General features: G+C 65.0%; 12 protein-coding genes. 9 read left to right on the top strand and 3 right to left on the bottom strand.

Annotation, left to right across the window (positions count from 1 at the left end):
• Positions 1 to 79: 79 nt before the first annotated feature.
• The 4 genes from V4R08_RS09115 to V4R08_RS09100 all read left to right on the top strand — a co-directional run bounded on the left by V4R08_RS09115 (position 80) and on the right by V4R08_RS09100 (position 5,877).
• Entirely contained in the window at positions 80 to 676 is a 597-nt protein-coding gene (locus V4R08_RS09115; protein ID WP_335579068.1) for a hypothetical protein, read from the top strand.
• Positions 677 to 987: 311 nt separating this feature from the next.
• Positions 988 to 2,508 (top strand): FAD-dependent oxidoreductase, encoded by a 1,521-nt coding sequence (locus V4R08_RS09110; protein ID WP_335579067.1) that lies wholly within the window; start codon positions 988 to 990, stop codon positions 2,506 to 2,508.
• Positions 2,509 to 2,571: 63 nt separating this feature from the next.
• Positions 2,572 to 3,126: a methylated-DNA--[protein]-cysteine S-methyltransferase gene (locus V4R08_RS09105; RefSeq protein WP_335579066.1), complete on the top strand. Its 555-nt coding sequence runs from the start codon at positions 2,572 to 2,574 to the stop codon at positions 3,124 to 3,126.
• 222 nt (positions 3,127 to 3,348) lie between these two features.
• A complete protein-coding gene (locus tag V4R08_RS09100) occupies positions 3,349 to 5,877 on the top strand; it encodes a TIGR02302 family protein (RefSeq protein ID WP_335579065.1) in 2,529 nt (842 codons plus the stop codon).
• 7 nt (positions 5,878 to 5,884) lie between these two features.
• On the opposite strand, the gene V4R08_RS09095 is transcribed toward V4R08_RS09100, so the two are convergent.
• Both V4R08_RS09095 and V4R08_RS09090 read right to left on the bottom strand, forming a co-directional pair.
• Positions 5,885 to 6,268 (bottom strand): response regulator, encoded by a 384-nt coding sequence (locus tag V4R08_RS09095; RefSeq protein ID WP_335579064.1) that lies wholly within the window; start codon positions 6,266 to 6,268, stop codon positions 5,885 to 5,887.
• 3 nt (positions 6,269 to 6,271) lie between these two features.
• Complete coding sequence (locus tag V4R08_RS09090; protein WP_335579063.1) at positions 6,272 to 7,123, bottom strand: MJ0042-type zinc finger domain-containing protein; 852 nt, start codon at positions 7,121 to 7,123, stop codon at positions 6,272 to 6,274.
• 179 nt (positions 7,124 to 7,302) lie between these two features.
• On the opposite strand from V4R08_RS09090, the gene ftsE reads away from it, so the two are divergent.
• The 4 genes from ftsE (at position 7,303) to V4R08_RS09070 (ending at position 10,546) form a co-directional block, all read left to right on the top strand.
• On the top strand, positions 7,303 to 7,962 hold the full coding sequence (gene ftsE / locus V4R08_RS09085) for a cell division ATP-binding protein FtsE (RefSeq protein ID WP_335579062.1): 660 nt from the start codon (positions 7,303 to 7,305) through the stop codon (positions 7,960 to 7,962).
• Entirely contained in the window at positions 7,955 to 8,926 is a 972-nt protein-coding gene (locus tag V4R08_RS09080; RefSeq protein WP_335579061.1) for a cell division protein FtsX, read from the top strand. Before ftsE ends, V4R08_RS09080 begins: the two co-directional genes overlap by 8 nt.
• 93 nt (positions 8,927 to 9,019) lie before the next feature.
• Positions 9,020 to 9,739 carry a YdcF family protein gene (locus V4R08_RS09075; RefSeq protein WP_335579060.1) on the top strand — a complete coding sequence of 240 codons (720 nt, stop codon included), beginning with the start codon at positions 9,020 to 9,022 and terminating at the stop codon, positions 9,737 to 9,739.
• 33 nt (positions 9,740 to 9,772) lie between these two features.
• Complete coding sequence (locus V4R08_RS09070; RefSeq protein ID WP_335579059.1) at positions 9,773 to 10,546, top strand: lysophospholipid acyltransferase family protein; 774 nt, start codon at positions 9,773 to 9,775, stop codon at positions 10,544 to 10,546.
• Positions 10,547 to 10,650: 104 nt separating this feature from the next.
• Here the strand turns inward: V4R08_RS09070 and V4R08_RS09065 are convergent, their stop codons facing one another.
• Positions 10,651 to 11,235: a gamma-glutamylcyclotransferase gene (locus tag V4R08_RS09065; protein ID WP_335579058.1), complete on the bottom strand. Its 585-nt coding sequence runs from the start codon at positions 11,233 to 11,235 to the stop codon at positions 10,651 to 10,653.
• Positions 11,236 to 11,471: 236 nt separating this feature from the next.
• Here V4R08_RS09065 and V4R08_RS09060 point away from each other — a divergent pair, with 236 nt between their 5' ends.
• Positions 11,472 to 12,659, top strand: coding sequence for a DUF2125 domain-containing protein (locus V4R08_RS09060; RefSeq protein ID WP_335579057.1), 1,188 nt, complete (start codon positions 11,472 to 11,474; stop codon positions 12,657 to 12,659).
• The last annotated feature ends 68 nt before the right edge of the window (positions 12,660 to 12,727 follow it).

Below are 12,727 nucleotides of genomic sequence, written 5' to 3'. Positions count from 1 at the left end.
GTTCATTTCGAACGCCATAGCCTCGACGTCGTCATTTCCATCCGTGCGACTCGTGAAACGCCCAGCCGAGGAGAATCTCATGCGTGACATTGTTCGCTCCGCCGTTATCGCGATCGCCGTTGCGGGGCTCACGCTGTCCGCCGCTGCTCTTTCGGGCGGCGACGCCTTCGCACAGGCCAAACCGGCAGCCGCACCGGCTGAGGCTGCGCCGCCCGCCGATGCGCCGATGAAGCAGATCGCGCTCACCGAGAAGCAGATCCAAGGTGTCCTCACGGCGCAGAAGGACATGGAAGCGCTGGACGACACGCTGCCGGACAGTCCGAATGTGAAGCCGGATTCGCATGTCGCAGCCGAGCTCGAGGCGATCTCGAAGAAGTCCGGCTTCGCCAGCTACGCAGAGTACAACAACGTGGTGGACAACATCAGCCTCGTGCTCGCCGGCTTCGACCCTGCCACCAAGAAATACATTGGCGTCGAGGCGGTGCTGAAGAAGCAGATCGCCGCGGTCGAGGCCGACAACAAGATGCCATCGAAGGAGAAGAAGCAGGCGCTCGACGACATGAACGCGGCGTTGCAGACGCCGGCGCCGGCGATCGAGAACAAGGGCAATATCGATCTCGTCGCCAAGTACTATGACAAGCTCGTTGGGGCGTTGTCCGAGGGCGAAGATGAGTAAATCCTGCTTCACGGCGCCGCAGGTGTCGTATCCTGACAGTCCGTGCAAGGGATGCCGGTTCGCCTGAAAGCCGACAACAACAGCCTGGGCCGGTTCTTTTCTGAATCAGCACGGTGGCATAGCCGTTCGGCGGATGCTTGCTCACGCGGGCTGATTCCGCGCCGGCGGAACCTTTTTCTTTCCATTCCCTCTTAACGGGCGTGAACTTGCCGTACACGCGCTGGTGTGAAAGCGTGCGTATGGAGGGATCGCGATTGTCCGCATGGGCTCACGCGAATCCGACGGCCGCGTAACTCGAGAGGACCAAAGAGATGGCTGAGAAGCAGACTCAACCGAGTGGACCGGACCTGGCGCAGGGTATCGATCCCGGCGATTTCAGGGATGGAAAGCTGGTCGGCCATGTCGGAGATCGGGAGATTCTGCTGGTCCGCGACGGGACCGAGATTTTCGCCATCGATGCCCACTGCAGCCACTACCACGGACCGCTCGCCGACGGGCTCGTCGTTGACGGCGCCGTGCGGTGTCCATGGCATCACGCCTGCTTCGACCTGCGCACCGGCGAGGCGATCCGCGCGCCCGCCTTCAACGCGCTCGACGTCTGGGAGGTCGAGCAGCGCGACGGCCGGATTTTCGTCCGCGGACAACGCGAGCGGCCGGCGGCCAAGGTCGCGAAGCCGGATCATCCCGAAAAGATCGTGATCGTCGGCGGCGGCGCGGCCGGTTTTGCGGCGGCCGAGATGCTGCGCCGGCAAGACTACAAAGGCGGCATCGTGATGCTGAGCAGCGACGATGCGGCGCCGGTCGACCGGCCGAACCTGTCGAAAGACTATCTCGCCGGTTCCGCGCCCGAGGACTGGCTGCCGCTGCGCCCCGACGATTTCTACCAGCAGTCCGGCATCGATCTGCGGTTGCGCACGACCGTTGCCGCCATCGATCCGAAAGCGCGCCAGCTCACGACCGCCGGCGGCGTGATCGGCTACGACAGGCTGCTGCTGGCGACCGGCGCCGAGCCGGTCCGGCTGCCGATTCCCGGCGCCAACCTGCCGCACGTCCATACCCTGCGGTCGCTCAAAGATTGCCGCGCCATCGTCGAGGCGGCCAGGACGGCGCAGCGGGCGGTTGTCATCGGCGCGAGCTTCATCGGCCTCGAGGTCGCGGCGTCCTTGCGTGCCCGCGATATCGAGGTTCATGTCGTTGCGCCGGAGTCCCGCCCGATGGAACGCATCCTCGGCGCGGAAATGGGCGATTTCGTCCGCGCGCTGCACGAAGAGCATGGCGTCATCTTCCATCTGGAGGACACCGTCGCCGCGATCGGCGAACGGAAGGTGACGCTCAGTAGCGGCGGAACGCTGGAGGCCGATGTCGTCGTCTTCGGCGTCGGCGTGAAGCCGCGCCTGGAGCTTGCGGAAAAGGCCGGCTTGAAGATCGACCGCGGCGTACTCGTCAACGAGTTCCTGGAAACGAGCGCGCCCGGTATCTATGCGGCCGGCGACATCGTGCGCTGGCCGGATCCGCGTTCCGGGGAAACCATCCGCGTCGAGCACTGGGTGGTGGCGCAGCGTCAGGGACAGGTCGCCGCGCGCAACATGCTGGGACACCGCGAAAAGTACGACGCCGTGCCGTTCTTCTGGAGCCAGCACTACGACGTGCCGATCAACTATGTCGGCCACGCGTTGAAGTGGGACCAGATCGAGGTCGAGGGCAGCGTCGCGGATCGGGATTGCCTGCTACGCTACAAGCATCAGGGCCGCGTGCTGGCGGTGTCCTCGATCTACCGTGACATCGACCACCTCAAGGCCGAAGTGGCAATGGAGCGCGCCGTCGCGTCGTAAAAGTCCTGTGCGGTCCAGTCCGGCCGTGGAAATCGTTGCTCGGCATCGCAGACGGAGCGGGCCATGAGTAAAGAGGTGAGGGATCTCGAGTTCGCGCTATTCGACACGGCGATCGGGACGTGCGGCATCGTCTGGAGCGCGCGCGGCATCAAAGCGGTGCAATTGCCGCTGTCGGACGAGGACAAGACCCGGGCGCGCATCCGTCAGCGCTTTGGCAAGCTCGCGGAGGCGATACCGCCTGCCGGGGTGCGGACCGCGATCGATGGCATGATCGCATTGCTTGAGGGCAAGCCGAAGGATTTGTCCGACGTAGTGCTCGACCTCGACGGCGTCTGCGAATTCGATCGCGGCGTTTATGACATCGCCCGCAGCATTCCGCCGGGTCGGACCGTGACCTATGGCGACATCGCCAGACGCCTCGGCGGCGTCGAACTGTCGCGCGATGTCGGTCAGGCGCTCGGCCGCAATCCGTGTCCGATCGTGGTGCCGTGCCATCGCGTGCTCGCCGCCGGCGACAAGCCGGGAGGCTTCTCGGCCAACGGCGGCATCGCCGCCAAGCTGAAAATGCTCGCCATCGAGGGCGCGGCCGTCAATCACACGCCGAGCTTGTTCGACTGATCATTTTCGCGCAAAGCGGATACCAGTTCCAGCTTGCAAATCTGGCGGTTATGGCCTGGTCGCCGATGCCTCATTGCCGCCGCCGTGGTAGGGTGCTGTTTTATAGCATTTTCGAGCGAAGCATGTCCTCGGTTCGCGTCAGGAAAACGCGTCAAAAAATAAGCTGAGGCCCGGCTTTAATTCCATCAAAGCCGGAATAGCTCCAGCAGCCCGGAGAGTGAGTTGAACGGCGCAACCCCAGATCCAACCGGTCAGGACCGTGGCCGGCGTGCGGCGGCGGGGCCTGGACTGACAAAAGCCTTGCGGCGCGCAAGATGGGTAATCGCGTGGGAAAGGGCCTGGCCGCATCTGGCGCGGCTGCTCTGCGTCGCCGGGCTGTTTCTGGCCGTATCCTGGGCCGGCCTGTGGCTTGTGCTGCCGGCGGCGGGACGCGCCGTTGCACTTGCTGCATTTGCCCTATTGTCGCTGGCGGCTGCGGCGCCTGCCATCAGGTTCCGCTGGCCCAGCCGCGAGGACGGGCTGAGCCGGCTCGACCGCAGCGCCGGCACGCGTCATCGCCCGGTAACCACGCTCGCCGACACGCTGGTGAGCCGGGATCCGGTCGCGCTGGCATTGTGGCAGGCGCAGCGCGCGCGCACGCTGGCGTCGATCAAGCGTATTCGCGCCGGACTGCCGTCGCCGCGGCTGGCGATGCATGACCGCTGGGCGCTGCGCGCGCTGGTGGTGGTGCTGATGGTCGCAACCTTCATCGCCGCTGGCGGCGAAAGAAGCGAGCGGGTGGCTGCCGCATTCGACTGGAACGGCGTGCTGGCGTCGGCCAATGTCAGGGTCGATGCCTGGGTCGCGCCGCCGCCCTATACCGGCAAGCCTCCGATCATCCTGTCAGCGGCGAACAAGGATGCCGCGCCATCCGATACCGCAGCGCTTCCGGTGCCTGCGGGCAGCGCGCTGATCGTTCGCTCGAGCGGAGGCCGCCTCGACGTCGCGGTCAGCGGCGGCGTGACTGAATCGACTGCGACCGACAAGCCGCCGGAAGGCACCAACCAACGGCATTTCACCATTGCCACCGATGGCGCGGCCCATGTGCGTGCGCCGTCGGGGCAGCCGCAATGGACATTCAGCGCTATTCCCGATCGCGCCCCGGCCATATCGCTGGCAAAGCATCCGGAACGCCGGGCGCGCGGATCGTTGCGGTTGTCCTATCGCATGGAGGACGACTACGGCGTGACCGAAGCCCATGCGGTCTTCTCGGCTCGAACCGAATCCGCCGCAAAGGACGGTGCGACCGCGCGCCCGCTGTTCGACCCGCCGCAATTCGCGTTGGCGTTGCCGAATGCGCGAACCCGCAACGGGATCGGGCAGACCGTCAAGGATCTGAGCGAGAGCCCCTATGCCGGCGCCGATGTGACGTTGACGCTGACCGCGCGCGACGACGCCGGGAACGAGGGACGCAGCGAGCCGTTCGACGTGCGCCTGCCGGAACGGGTGTTCACCAAACCGCTTGCGCGCGCGCTGATCGAGCAGCGCCGTATCCTGGCGCTGGACGCCAATCAGAAAACCCAAGTCTATACCGCGCTCGATGCCCTCCTGATCGCGCCAGAGGTGTTCACTCCCAAGGTGGGCGAATATCTCGGTCTTCACAGCGTGACCAGGCAGCTCGAGGAGGCGCATACCGACGCCCAGTTGCGCGAGGTCGTCGCCAGCCTTTGGGCGCTCGCCGTCACCATCGAGGATGGCAATATCACCGACGTCGAAAAGGCGCTGCGTGCGGCGCAGGATGCGCTGAAGGATGCATTGGAGCGCGGCGCGAGCGACGAGGAGATCAAGAAGCTCACCGAGAACCTGCGCGCGGCGCTGGACAAGTACGTGCAGCAGTTGGCCGAACAGATGCGCAACGACCCGCAGAAACTGGCGCGTCCGCTCGATCGCAACACAAAGGTTATGCGCCCGCAGGACCTCGACAACATGATCGAGCGCATGGAGCGCCTGTCGCGCTCCGGCGACAAGGATGCCGCCAGGCAGTTGTTGGATCAGTTGCAGCAAATGCTCGAGAATCTGCAGATGGCGCAGCCGGGTCAGGGCCAGGGCGAGGACGGCGACATGCAGCAGTCGCTGAACGAACTCGGCGACATGATCCGCAAGCAGCAGCAGTTGCGCGACAAGACCTACAAGCAGGGCCGGGATTCGCCTCGCGATCACGACGGTCAGAATGCCATGGGCGGCCTGCAGCAGGATCAGCAGGCGCTGCACGACAGGCTCAGGACATTGCAGCAGGAACTCGCCAAACGCGGAATGGGGCCGGGCCAGCCTGGCCAGCAGGGGCAGGAGGCCGGTCAGGATGACGGCGGGGACGGTCTCGGTCAGGCCGATTCCGCCATGGGCGAGGCCGACGGTCGGCTTGGTGAAGGCAATGCCGATGACGCCGTCGACGCGCAAGGCCGGGCGCTGAATGCGCTGCGCAAGGGCGCCCGGAGCCTTGCCGAAGCCATGCAGCAAAGCGAGGGTGACGGGCAGAGTGAGGACGGTCCGGGCAGTCAGGCTGGCCGGCAGAACGGCGGCAATCAGACCGACCCGCTGGGGCGGCCGCTGCGTGGCCGGGAATTCGGCAACGATATGACTGTCAAGATTCCCGGCGAAATCGACGTGCAGCGGGTCCGCCGCATTCTCGAAGAATTGCGCCGACGTCTCGCCGATCCGTCGCGGCCGAAGGTCGAACTCGATTACATCGAGCGGCTGCTCAAGGATTACTGACGTCCCGTTAACGCTTGCCCGTCTGGCGCGCCGTCAGCGCGCCGGCGACGGCGGCGCGGATATCGGCCACCGAAAACGGCTTGGTGACGACGTCGTGCACGATGGCGTTGAGACCGGACGCGCGCTCGCGCTGATCGGCGAAGCCCGTCATCAGCAGGATGACCAGATTGGGGAAATCGCGCGCCGCCGCTAGCGCCAGTGCGATGCCGTCCATGATCGGCATCTTGATGTCGGTGAGCAGCAGATCGAAGCCGCGCGCGTCGCCGGTCAAAATATCCAGCGCTTCGGCGCCGTCAGCCGCGGTCACCGTCTCGTGGCCGTCCATGGCGACGGCGCGGGCCACCAGCAACCGCATCGAGTCCTCGTCGTCGGCAATCAGAATACGCGCCACGGGTTACGCTCCGCCTCCCGCGGCAAGGTCCTGCCGGTTGAAGAAACGAACGTCGATACTGCGGCCTTCCGGTGGCGGGGACGCCAGCCGTGTACGGAACCAGGCGCTCTCGCCGGGCTTGAGCGCGGGCTGTTCGAGCACCGCGTTCCAGGCGTAGATCTCCGTGTCGTGCGCGTCACGGACGCTGAAGCGCAGACGCGGCAGTTCGACCGGCTTGCGGGTTTGCGCAACGATCATGCCTTCGATCACCAGCACCGGCTTGCCGTCGACGGTTTCGCTCGACATCTTGACGTCCTTGAACGCCAATCCACGCAGGTTCACTTCCAGCCCGGCCAGCCGATAGAATATTGCGGTTTGCGGCAGCAGCCGCACGATCTCGACGCGCCAGATGACCAGGGCCAGCACCATGGCGGCCATCGCGGCGCAGACCGTGTTCAGATTGACCGCAGGCCGGCGCAGCGCGAATGAGGGCTTGAGCAGGGCGCCGAGCCGCGAGGTGGCGGCCGAGCGCGGACGTTTGCCGTCCTGGGGCGTATTGTCCTGTTGTGCCGGCGACGTCCCGGCGCCGGCGAGATCCTGCTGCAAGCCCTCAAGTTCCGGGGATTCCGGCAGCTCGCTGGCGATCGGCGGACTGTCGATGGAGGGGATGTCGCCGGTCTGTGGAGGCTGGTTCCATTCCGCCGCCTCGTCCGCTTCCGCCATCGAAGGGACGCGCACCGCGGTGACGGCAATATTTTCAGGCGTCGCCCGCCAGGTTTCCTTGCAGCGCGAGCAGCGGACGGTACGGCCCGCTTCGCCGAAACTTGCGGAATCGACCGCATAGGATGTCGTACAATGAGGGCAGACGATGTGCATGGACGACTCGCCGGAATAACGCTGTCCGGAGTCTATGCGCCGACCGTTAACGAATCGGAAACCATAACCGACGCACAACGGGATTGATCGACGGCCGCCGTTCCGGAAAGACCACGGGGACGCGCAAGTCCGGGGTGACGCCGCCTGTCCCGTCCCGCGTCCATCGAACGGAGCCAGGCTTGATCCGGTTCGAAAATGTCGGCTTGCGCTACGGGCTCGGCCCGGAGATTTTGCGTGACCTCAGCTTTCAGATTCCCGCCCATTCGTTCCAGTTCCTCACCGGCCCGTCCGGTGCCGGAAAAACCTCCCTGCTGCGGCTGTTGTTTCTGTCGCTGCGGCCGACGCGGGGACTCGTCAACCTGTTCGGTCAGGACGTCTCGCTGCTGGGCAAGGACGCGATCGCCGATCTGCGCAAGCGTATCGGCATCGTGCTCCAGGACTTTCGCTTGCTCGATCACATGACTACCTACGAGAACGTCGCATTGCCATTCCGCGTGATGGGGCGGGATGAGTCGACCTACCGGCGCGAAGTCATCGACCTTCTGAAATGGGTGGGTCTCGGCGAACGCATGGATGCGCTGCCGCCGATCCTGTCCGGCGGCGAGAAGCAGCGCGCGGCGATCGCCCGCGCGGTGATCGCGCGCCCGCAGCTTCTGCTGGCGGACGAACCGACCGGCAACGTCGATCCGACGCTCGGGCGGCGTTTGCTGCGGCTGTTCATCGAGCTGAACAAAACCGGCACGGCGGTTATCATCGCTACCCACGACATCACGCTGATGGACCAGTACGACGCGCGGCGGCTGGTGCTGCACCAGGGACGGCTGCACATCTATGAGTAACGCGGGCGATGATCATGGTGTCCTGGTGGATCTCGGGCTCGAACGCCCGCAGGTGCCGGCCCGCGCGCGCAACATGTCGCCGATCGTGCCGCGCGCCTCGATCGCAGGCCGTGCGCTGGTGGCCGTCGTCGCCATCATGACCTTTCTGGCCTCGATCACGACCGGGGCGGTGCTGCTGGTCAGCGCCTCGGCCGCGGAATGGCAGTCGGAGGTCGCGAGCGAAATCACCATCCAGGTGCGTCCTGTCGCCGGGCGCGACATCGAGCGCGACGTAACCGCGGTCGCCAGCGCGATGCGCGCGGAGCCGGGTATCCTCGATGTCAGGCCGTACACCAAGGAGGAATCGGGCAAGCTGCTGGAGCCGTGGCTTGGCAGCGGTCTGTCGCTCGACGATCTGCCGGTGCCGCGGATGATCGTGGCTCGCGTCGCGCCGGGGTCCAGGCTGGACCTGAAAGGGCTTCGCAGCCGTGTGGCGCAACTGGCGCCGTCGGCCAGCGTGGACGACCATCGCGCCTGGATCGACCGGATGCGATCGATGACCGGCGCGACGGTGTTCGCCGGGATCGGTGTCCTTGCCCTGGTCATCATTGCGACCATTATCTCGGTATCCTTCGCGACCCGGGGCGCGATGGCGGCCAATCGCCCGATCGTCGAGGTGTTGCATTTCGTCGGCGCGAGCGATCGCTACATCGCCAATCGCTTCCTGCGGCATTTCCTGCGGCTCGGGTTCGAGGGCGGTGCAATCGGCTGCGTCGCCGCGATGCTGATGTTCGGGTTCTCCGAATCGATCGCCAGCTGGTTCTCCGGAACGCCGGTCGGGGATCAGTTCGCGGCGCTGCTGGGCACGTTTTCGCTGCGCCCCTCCGGCTATCTCGTGCTGGCGGCGCAGGCGGTCCTGATCGCGGCGATCACTGCCTTCGCCTCCCGCCGCACCTTGTTTGCGACGCTGGACGATATCGACTGAGCAACTGTTTCAGGCCTCACGTTTTTCCCGGTGCGGCCGGATTCCACTTCGCCCCGAAACGCACTAAAGTCGGGGACCAGGAACATCGAACGGATGAGTGAACAAGCCCGTCATGACAAGCCGGAAACCTCGCGCCGGGCGCCGGCGCGGTGTCGCGCCACGCTGCTCGCGGCCGTGGTTGCCGCCGCCGGGATCGTCTTTGTCGGCGCGGCGGTGGGCTTCGTCGCATTTCTGTCGCAACTGCGCGGCGTCGAGACCAAGCCCGCCAGCAATGCCGACGGTATCGTTGTGCTCACCGGCGGCTCGTCGCGGATTTCCGACGCGGTCGAGCTGCTGGCCGGCGGCTACGGCAAGCGGCTGCTGATCTCGGGGGTCCACCCGACCAACGGAATTAGCGATATTTCGCGCTCGTTGCCGGACAGCCAGCGGATATTGACCTGCTGCGTCGATCTCGATCGCTCGGCGGTCAACACCCGGAGCAACGCCAGCGAGACGCGGCGCTGGGTCGACGAGCAAGGCTTCCATTCGCTGATCGTGGTGACCTCGAACTATCATATGCCCCGCGCCATCGTCGAATTGTCGCATGCGATGCCGGACGTCACCCTGATTCCGTTCGTGGTGATCGGCGACAAGTGGCGCGAAGAGCCGTGGTGGACGAGTGGTGCGACCCTGCGGCTCTTGCTATCGGAGTATGCCAAATACCTCGCCGCGGAGGTGCGGGTTCGCCTGGCCTATCTTGGCCTGGAACTCTTCCCCGAGATCGGCGATCAGCCGACCGGATCGGTCGCGCCGCGACGGCCGGCGTCGGGTTAGCCCGGCGACCTGCGCTACGGAATTGGATTTTCGATGACTTCGATTTTTCTGCGCTCGCTGGCCTTCAACGTCCTGTTCTATCTGACGATGGCGATCTGGCTTGTTACTGCGCTGCCGACGTTCCTGATGCCGCGCGCGGCCATTCTCGGCGTGGCAAAGGCCTGGGGGCGCTGGAACGTCTGGCTGATGCGCGTGATATGCAATACCAGAACCGAGTATCGTGGCATTGACAAGATTCCGCCGGGCCCGCTGATTGTCGCCTCGAAGCATCAGTCGATGTGGGAAACCTTTGCGCTGCTTCAATTCCTCGATCAGCCGATCTTCATCCTCAAGCGCGAGCTGAACTGGATTCCGTTCTTCGGCTGGTACCTGATGAAGGCCGGCATGATCGGCATCGACCGCAAGGCCGGCATACGCTCGCTCAAGATGCTGGCCAGGATGACGCAGGAGCAGATGCATCGCGGGCGTCAGCTCGTCATTTTCCCGGAAGGGACGCGGCGTCCGGCCGGGGCGCCGCCGGCGTACAAAAGCGGTGTCGCCATGATCTATGCCGAGGGCGACGTGCCGTGCGTGCCGGTGGCGCTCAATTCCGGTCTGTGCTGGCCGCGCCGGACATTCCTGCGCTATCCGGGAACGATTACGGTCGAGTTCCTCGATCCGCTGCCGCCCGGATTGCGGCGCGACGAATTCATGTCGCGGCTGACGGCGTCGATCGAGGGGGCGACCGGCAGCCTGGTGGAAGCGGGGCGGCGCGAGCAGGCGCGGTTGTTCGGACGGGTGCCGGACGCGCCGGTGGAAGGGCTCTAGACTAGTGCCTTTTCGCTTATGATGAAATCAGAAGCGAGGCTCTAAGATTTTGAATTGACGCGTTTTCTTCACGCGAACCGATACCCACTTCGCTCGAAAACGCCCTAGCCGCGCACCGGCGTATCGTCGTGCAGCAATTCGGCCAACCGGTGAAGGTTCGGGTCGCGAAAGCCCTGTGCCTCGATCGACCTCACCGTGGACAGCACGTAGTCGCGATTATGTCCGGAGCGGCCATGCCCCTGCCGGACGTAACGGACCTGTTCGGAGAGCGTCAGCCGTCCGGCATACTGGACATGGCCGCGATCGACGACATAGGCCAGGGCGCCGACCCGCCGGCGGGCGTCGTCCGCGAGCCAAACCGAGCGCATCACCTCGCGGTAGACGTGGGTGGTCTGCTCGCGCCCGCGCAAGTAAGCGATCGTTGCCTCGCGCCGGCCAGCCGCAACCCGGAACGCGATGCCCCGGCAGGCACCTCCGCGGTCGAGGCCGAGAACCAGCCCCGGCTTTTCCGGAGTTCCGCGGTGGTCGAACGAATAGACGCAGAGCGCCCGGTGCTCGCCGATCAATCGCGCCGGGACCTGCTCTGCAAAATCGAACCCAGGCCGCCACATCAGCGAGCCATAACCGAACACCCAGAGGTCGTCGTCGGAAGGGCCGGAAGGCGGCTCGAATTGGCGTTGAGCATTCATTCCGCGCACGCCTAGCGCGTATTCCGCAAAAGTGGGTAGCGGCTTTTGCGATCAGAATACGCGCAAGTTATTAACTGAGAGCATTTTCCTGCGGCTAACCGGGTAGCCGGAAAATGCTCTAACAGACCCGCGCGGCCAGGCGAAGCGGAATTGAAAGGGCTGGTTTTGCCGGAACAGCGCGACTATGGTCCGAGGCGACCGCCGATTTGACAAAATTCACGGGTCTACCTCCGCGCATGACCGTCACCACCGCCGCCCCTTCCACCAAGTACCGTCGTTGGCCCATTTTCGTCATGCCCGTGCTGGTGGTCATCGCCGCCGCGGCGTGGAGCGCGTTCTGGTTCTATGCGGCCTCGCAGGTCGATCGGACCGTCGATGTTTGGCGCGCGCGCGAAGCCGCGTCCGGGCGCACCTTTGATTGTGCCAAACGGACCCTCACGGGATTTCCGTTCCGTCTGGAGGTTAACTGCGAGGATGCGACCGTCGAACTGAAGTCGCAGACGGCCGATCAGGCCGCTGCCCTGACCGCGCGCCTCGGGGACATCTTTGTGATCTCGCAGATATACACTCCGAAACTGCTGATCGCAGCGTTCAAAGGTCCGGCGACCCTGTCCCAGCACGGGCAGCCGGTGATGGTCGTCAACTGGAAGACCGCACGCAGCAGCATCGTCGGATTGCCAGGTCCTCCGCAGAGTGCGGATATCGTATTCGACGATTTGTCGATCAACCGCATCGCGGCCTCGGGGCAGACCCCGTTTGCGCGCGCCAGCCATGTGGAGCTTCACGGTCGCATTGCGGAGAACTCCAAACCGGATCACCCGACGATCGAGACCGTCCTCGAATTGACCGGGGCAAGCCTTCGCGACGTTCATCCAGTGCTGACCAAGCCGTTCAATGCCGATGTCCGCGCGATAGTGCACGGGCTGAAGGATTTCACGCCAAAGCCCTGGCCGGTGCGGTTTCGCGAATTGCAGGCGGCGGGCGGCCGCGTCGAGATCAAGCAGTCGCGCATCCAGCAGGGTGATCTGATTGCGATTGCCGCCGGCTCGCTCGGTCTCACGGCCGACGGACACCTTGATGGCCAGTTGAATATGACGGCGACCGGTTTCGAGAAGGTGATTCCGGCGCTCGGAATCGATAAAATGCTGGAGCAGGGTGTGCCGCAGGGCACCCTCGACAAGGTCGCGCCGGGCGTGAAGACACGGGATATCGACAATCTGTTCGGTGCGCTGGACCGGGCGATTCCGGGGTTGGGCAAGGCCGTGCGTGAGAACGCCAACGTCGGCGTCGCCGCGGGCGTCGCCGCGATTGGTCAGGAGGCAACGCTGGAAGGCAAGAAAGCGCGCTCCTTCCCGTTGCGGTTCGTCGACGGCGCGGTCTTCGTCGGACCGCTGAAAATCGCCCAGACGCCGCCGCTGTTCTGAGCGCGCGCTGACATCTGCCTTGGCTGTCGTGCGCGGGCTTGACCCGCGCATCCATTGCTTTTCGCGTA

The sequence above is a fragment of the Nitrobacter sp. NHB1 genome (assembly GCF_036964665.1).
Lineage (GTDB): Bacteria > Pseudomonadota > Alphaproteobacteria > Rhizobiales > Xanthobacteraceae > Nitrobacter.
Note: the sequence above shows the minus strand (reverse complement) of the source record. Positions and strands in the feature narration are given on the sequence as shown.

Bases quoted from the DNA above. Each gene is read 5' to 3' on its own strand.
- V4R08_RS09115 (WP_335579068.1), top strand. From the start codon at position 80: ATGCGTGACATTGTTCGCTCCGCCGTTATCGCGATCGCCGTTGCGGGG.
- V4R08_RS09110 (WP_335579067.1), top strand. From the start codon at position 988: ATGGCTGAGAAGCAGACTCAACCGAGTGGACCGGACCTGGCGCAGGGT.
- V4R08_RS09105 (WP_335579066.1), top strand. From the start codon at position 2,572: ATGAGTAAAGAGGTGAGGGATCTCGAGTTCGCGCTATTCGACACGGCG.
- V4R08_RS09090 (WP_335579063.1), bottom strand. From the start codon at position 7,123: ATGCACATCGTCTGCCCTCATTGTACGACATCCTATGCGGTCGATTCC.
- V4R08_RS09080 (WP_335579061.1), top strand. From the start codon at position 7,955: ATGAGTAACGCGGGCGATGATCATGGTGTCCTGGTGGATCTCGGGCTC.
- V4R08_RS09075 (WP_335579060.1), top strand. From the start codon at position 9,020: ATGAGTGAACAAGCCCGTCATGACAAGCCGGAAACCTCGCGCCGGGCG.
- V4R08_RS09070 (WP_335579059.1), top strand. From the start codon at position 9,773: ATGACTTCGATTTTTCTGCGCTCGCTGGCCTTCAACGTCCTGTTCTAT.
- V4R08_RS09065 (WP_335579058.1), bottom strand. From the start codon at position 11,235: ATGAATGCTCAACGCCAATTCGAGCCGCCTTCCGGCCCTTCCGACGAC.
- V4R08_RS09060 (WP_335579057.1), top strand. From the start codon at position 11,472: ATGACCGTCACCACCGCCGCCCCTTCCACCAAGTACCGTCGTTGGCCC.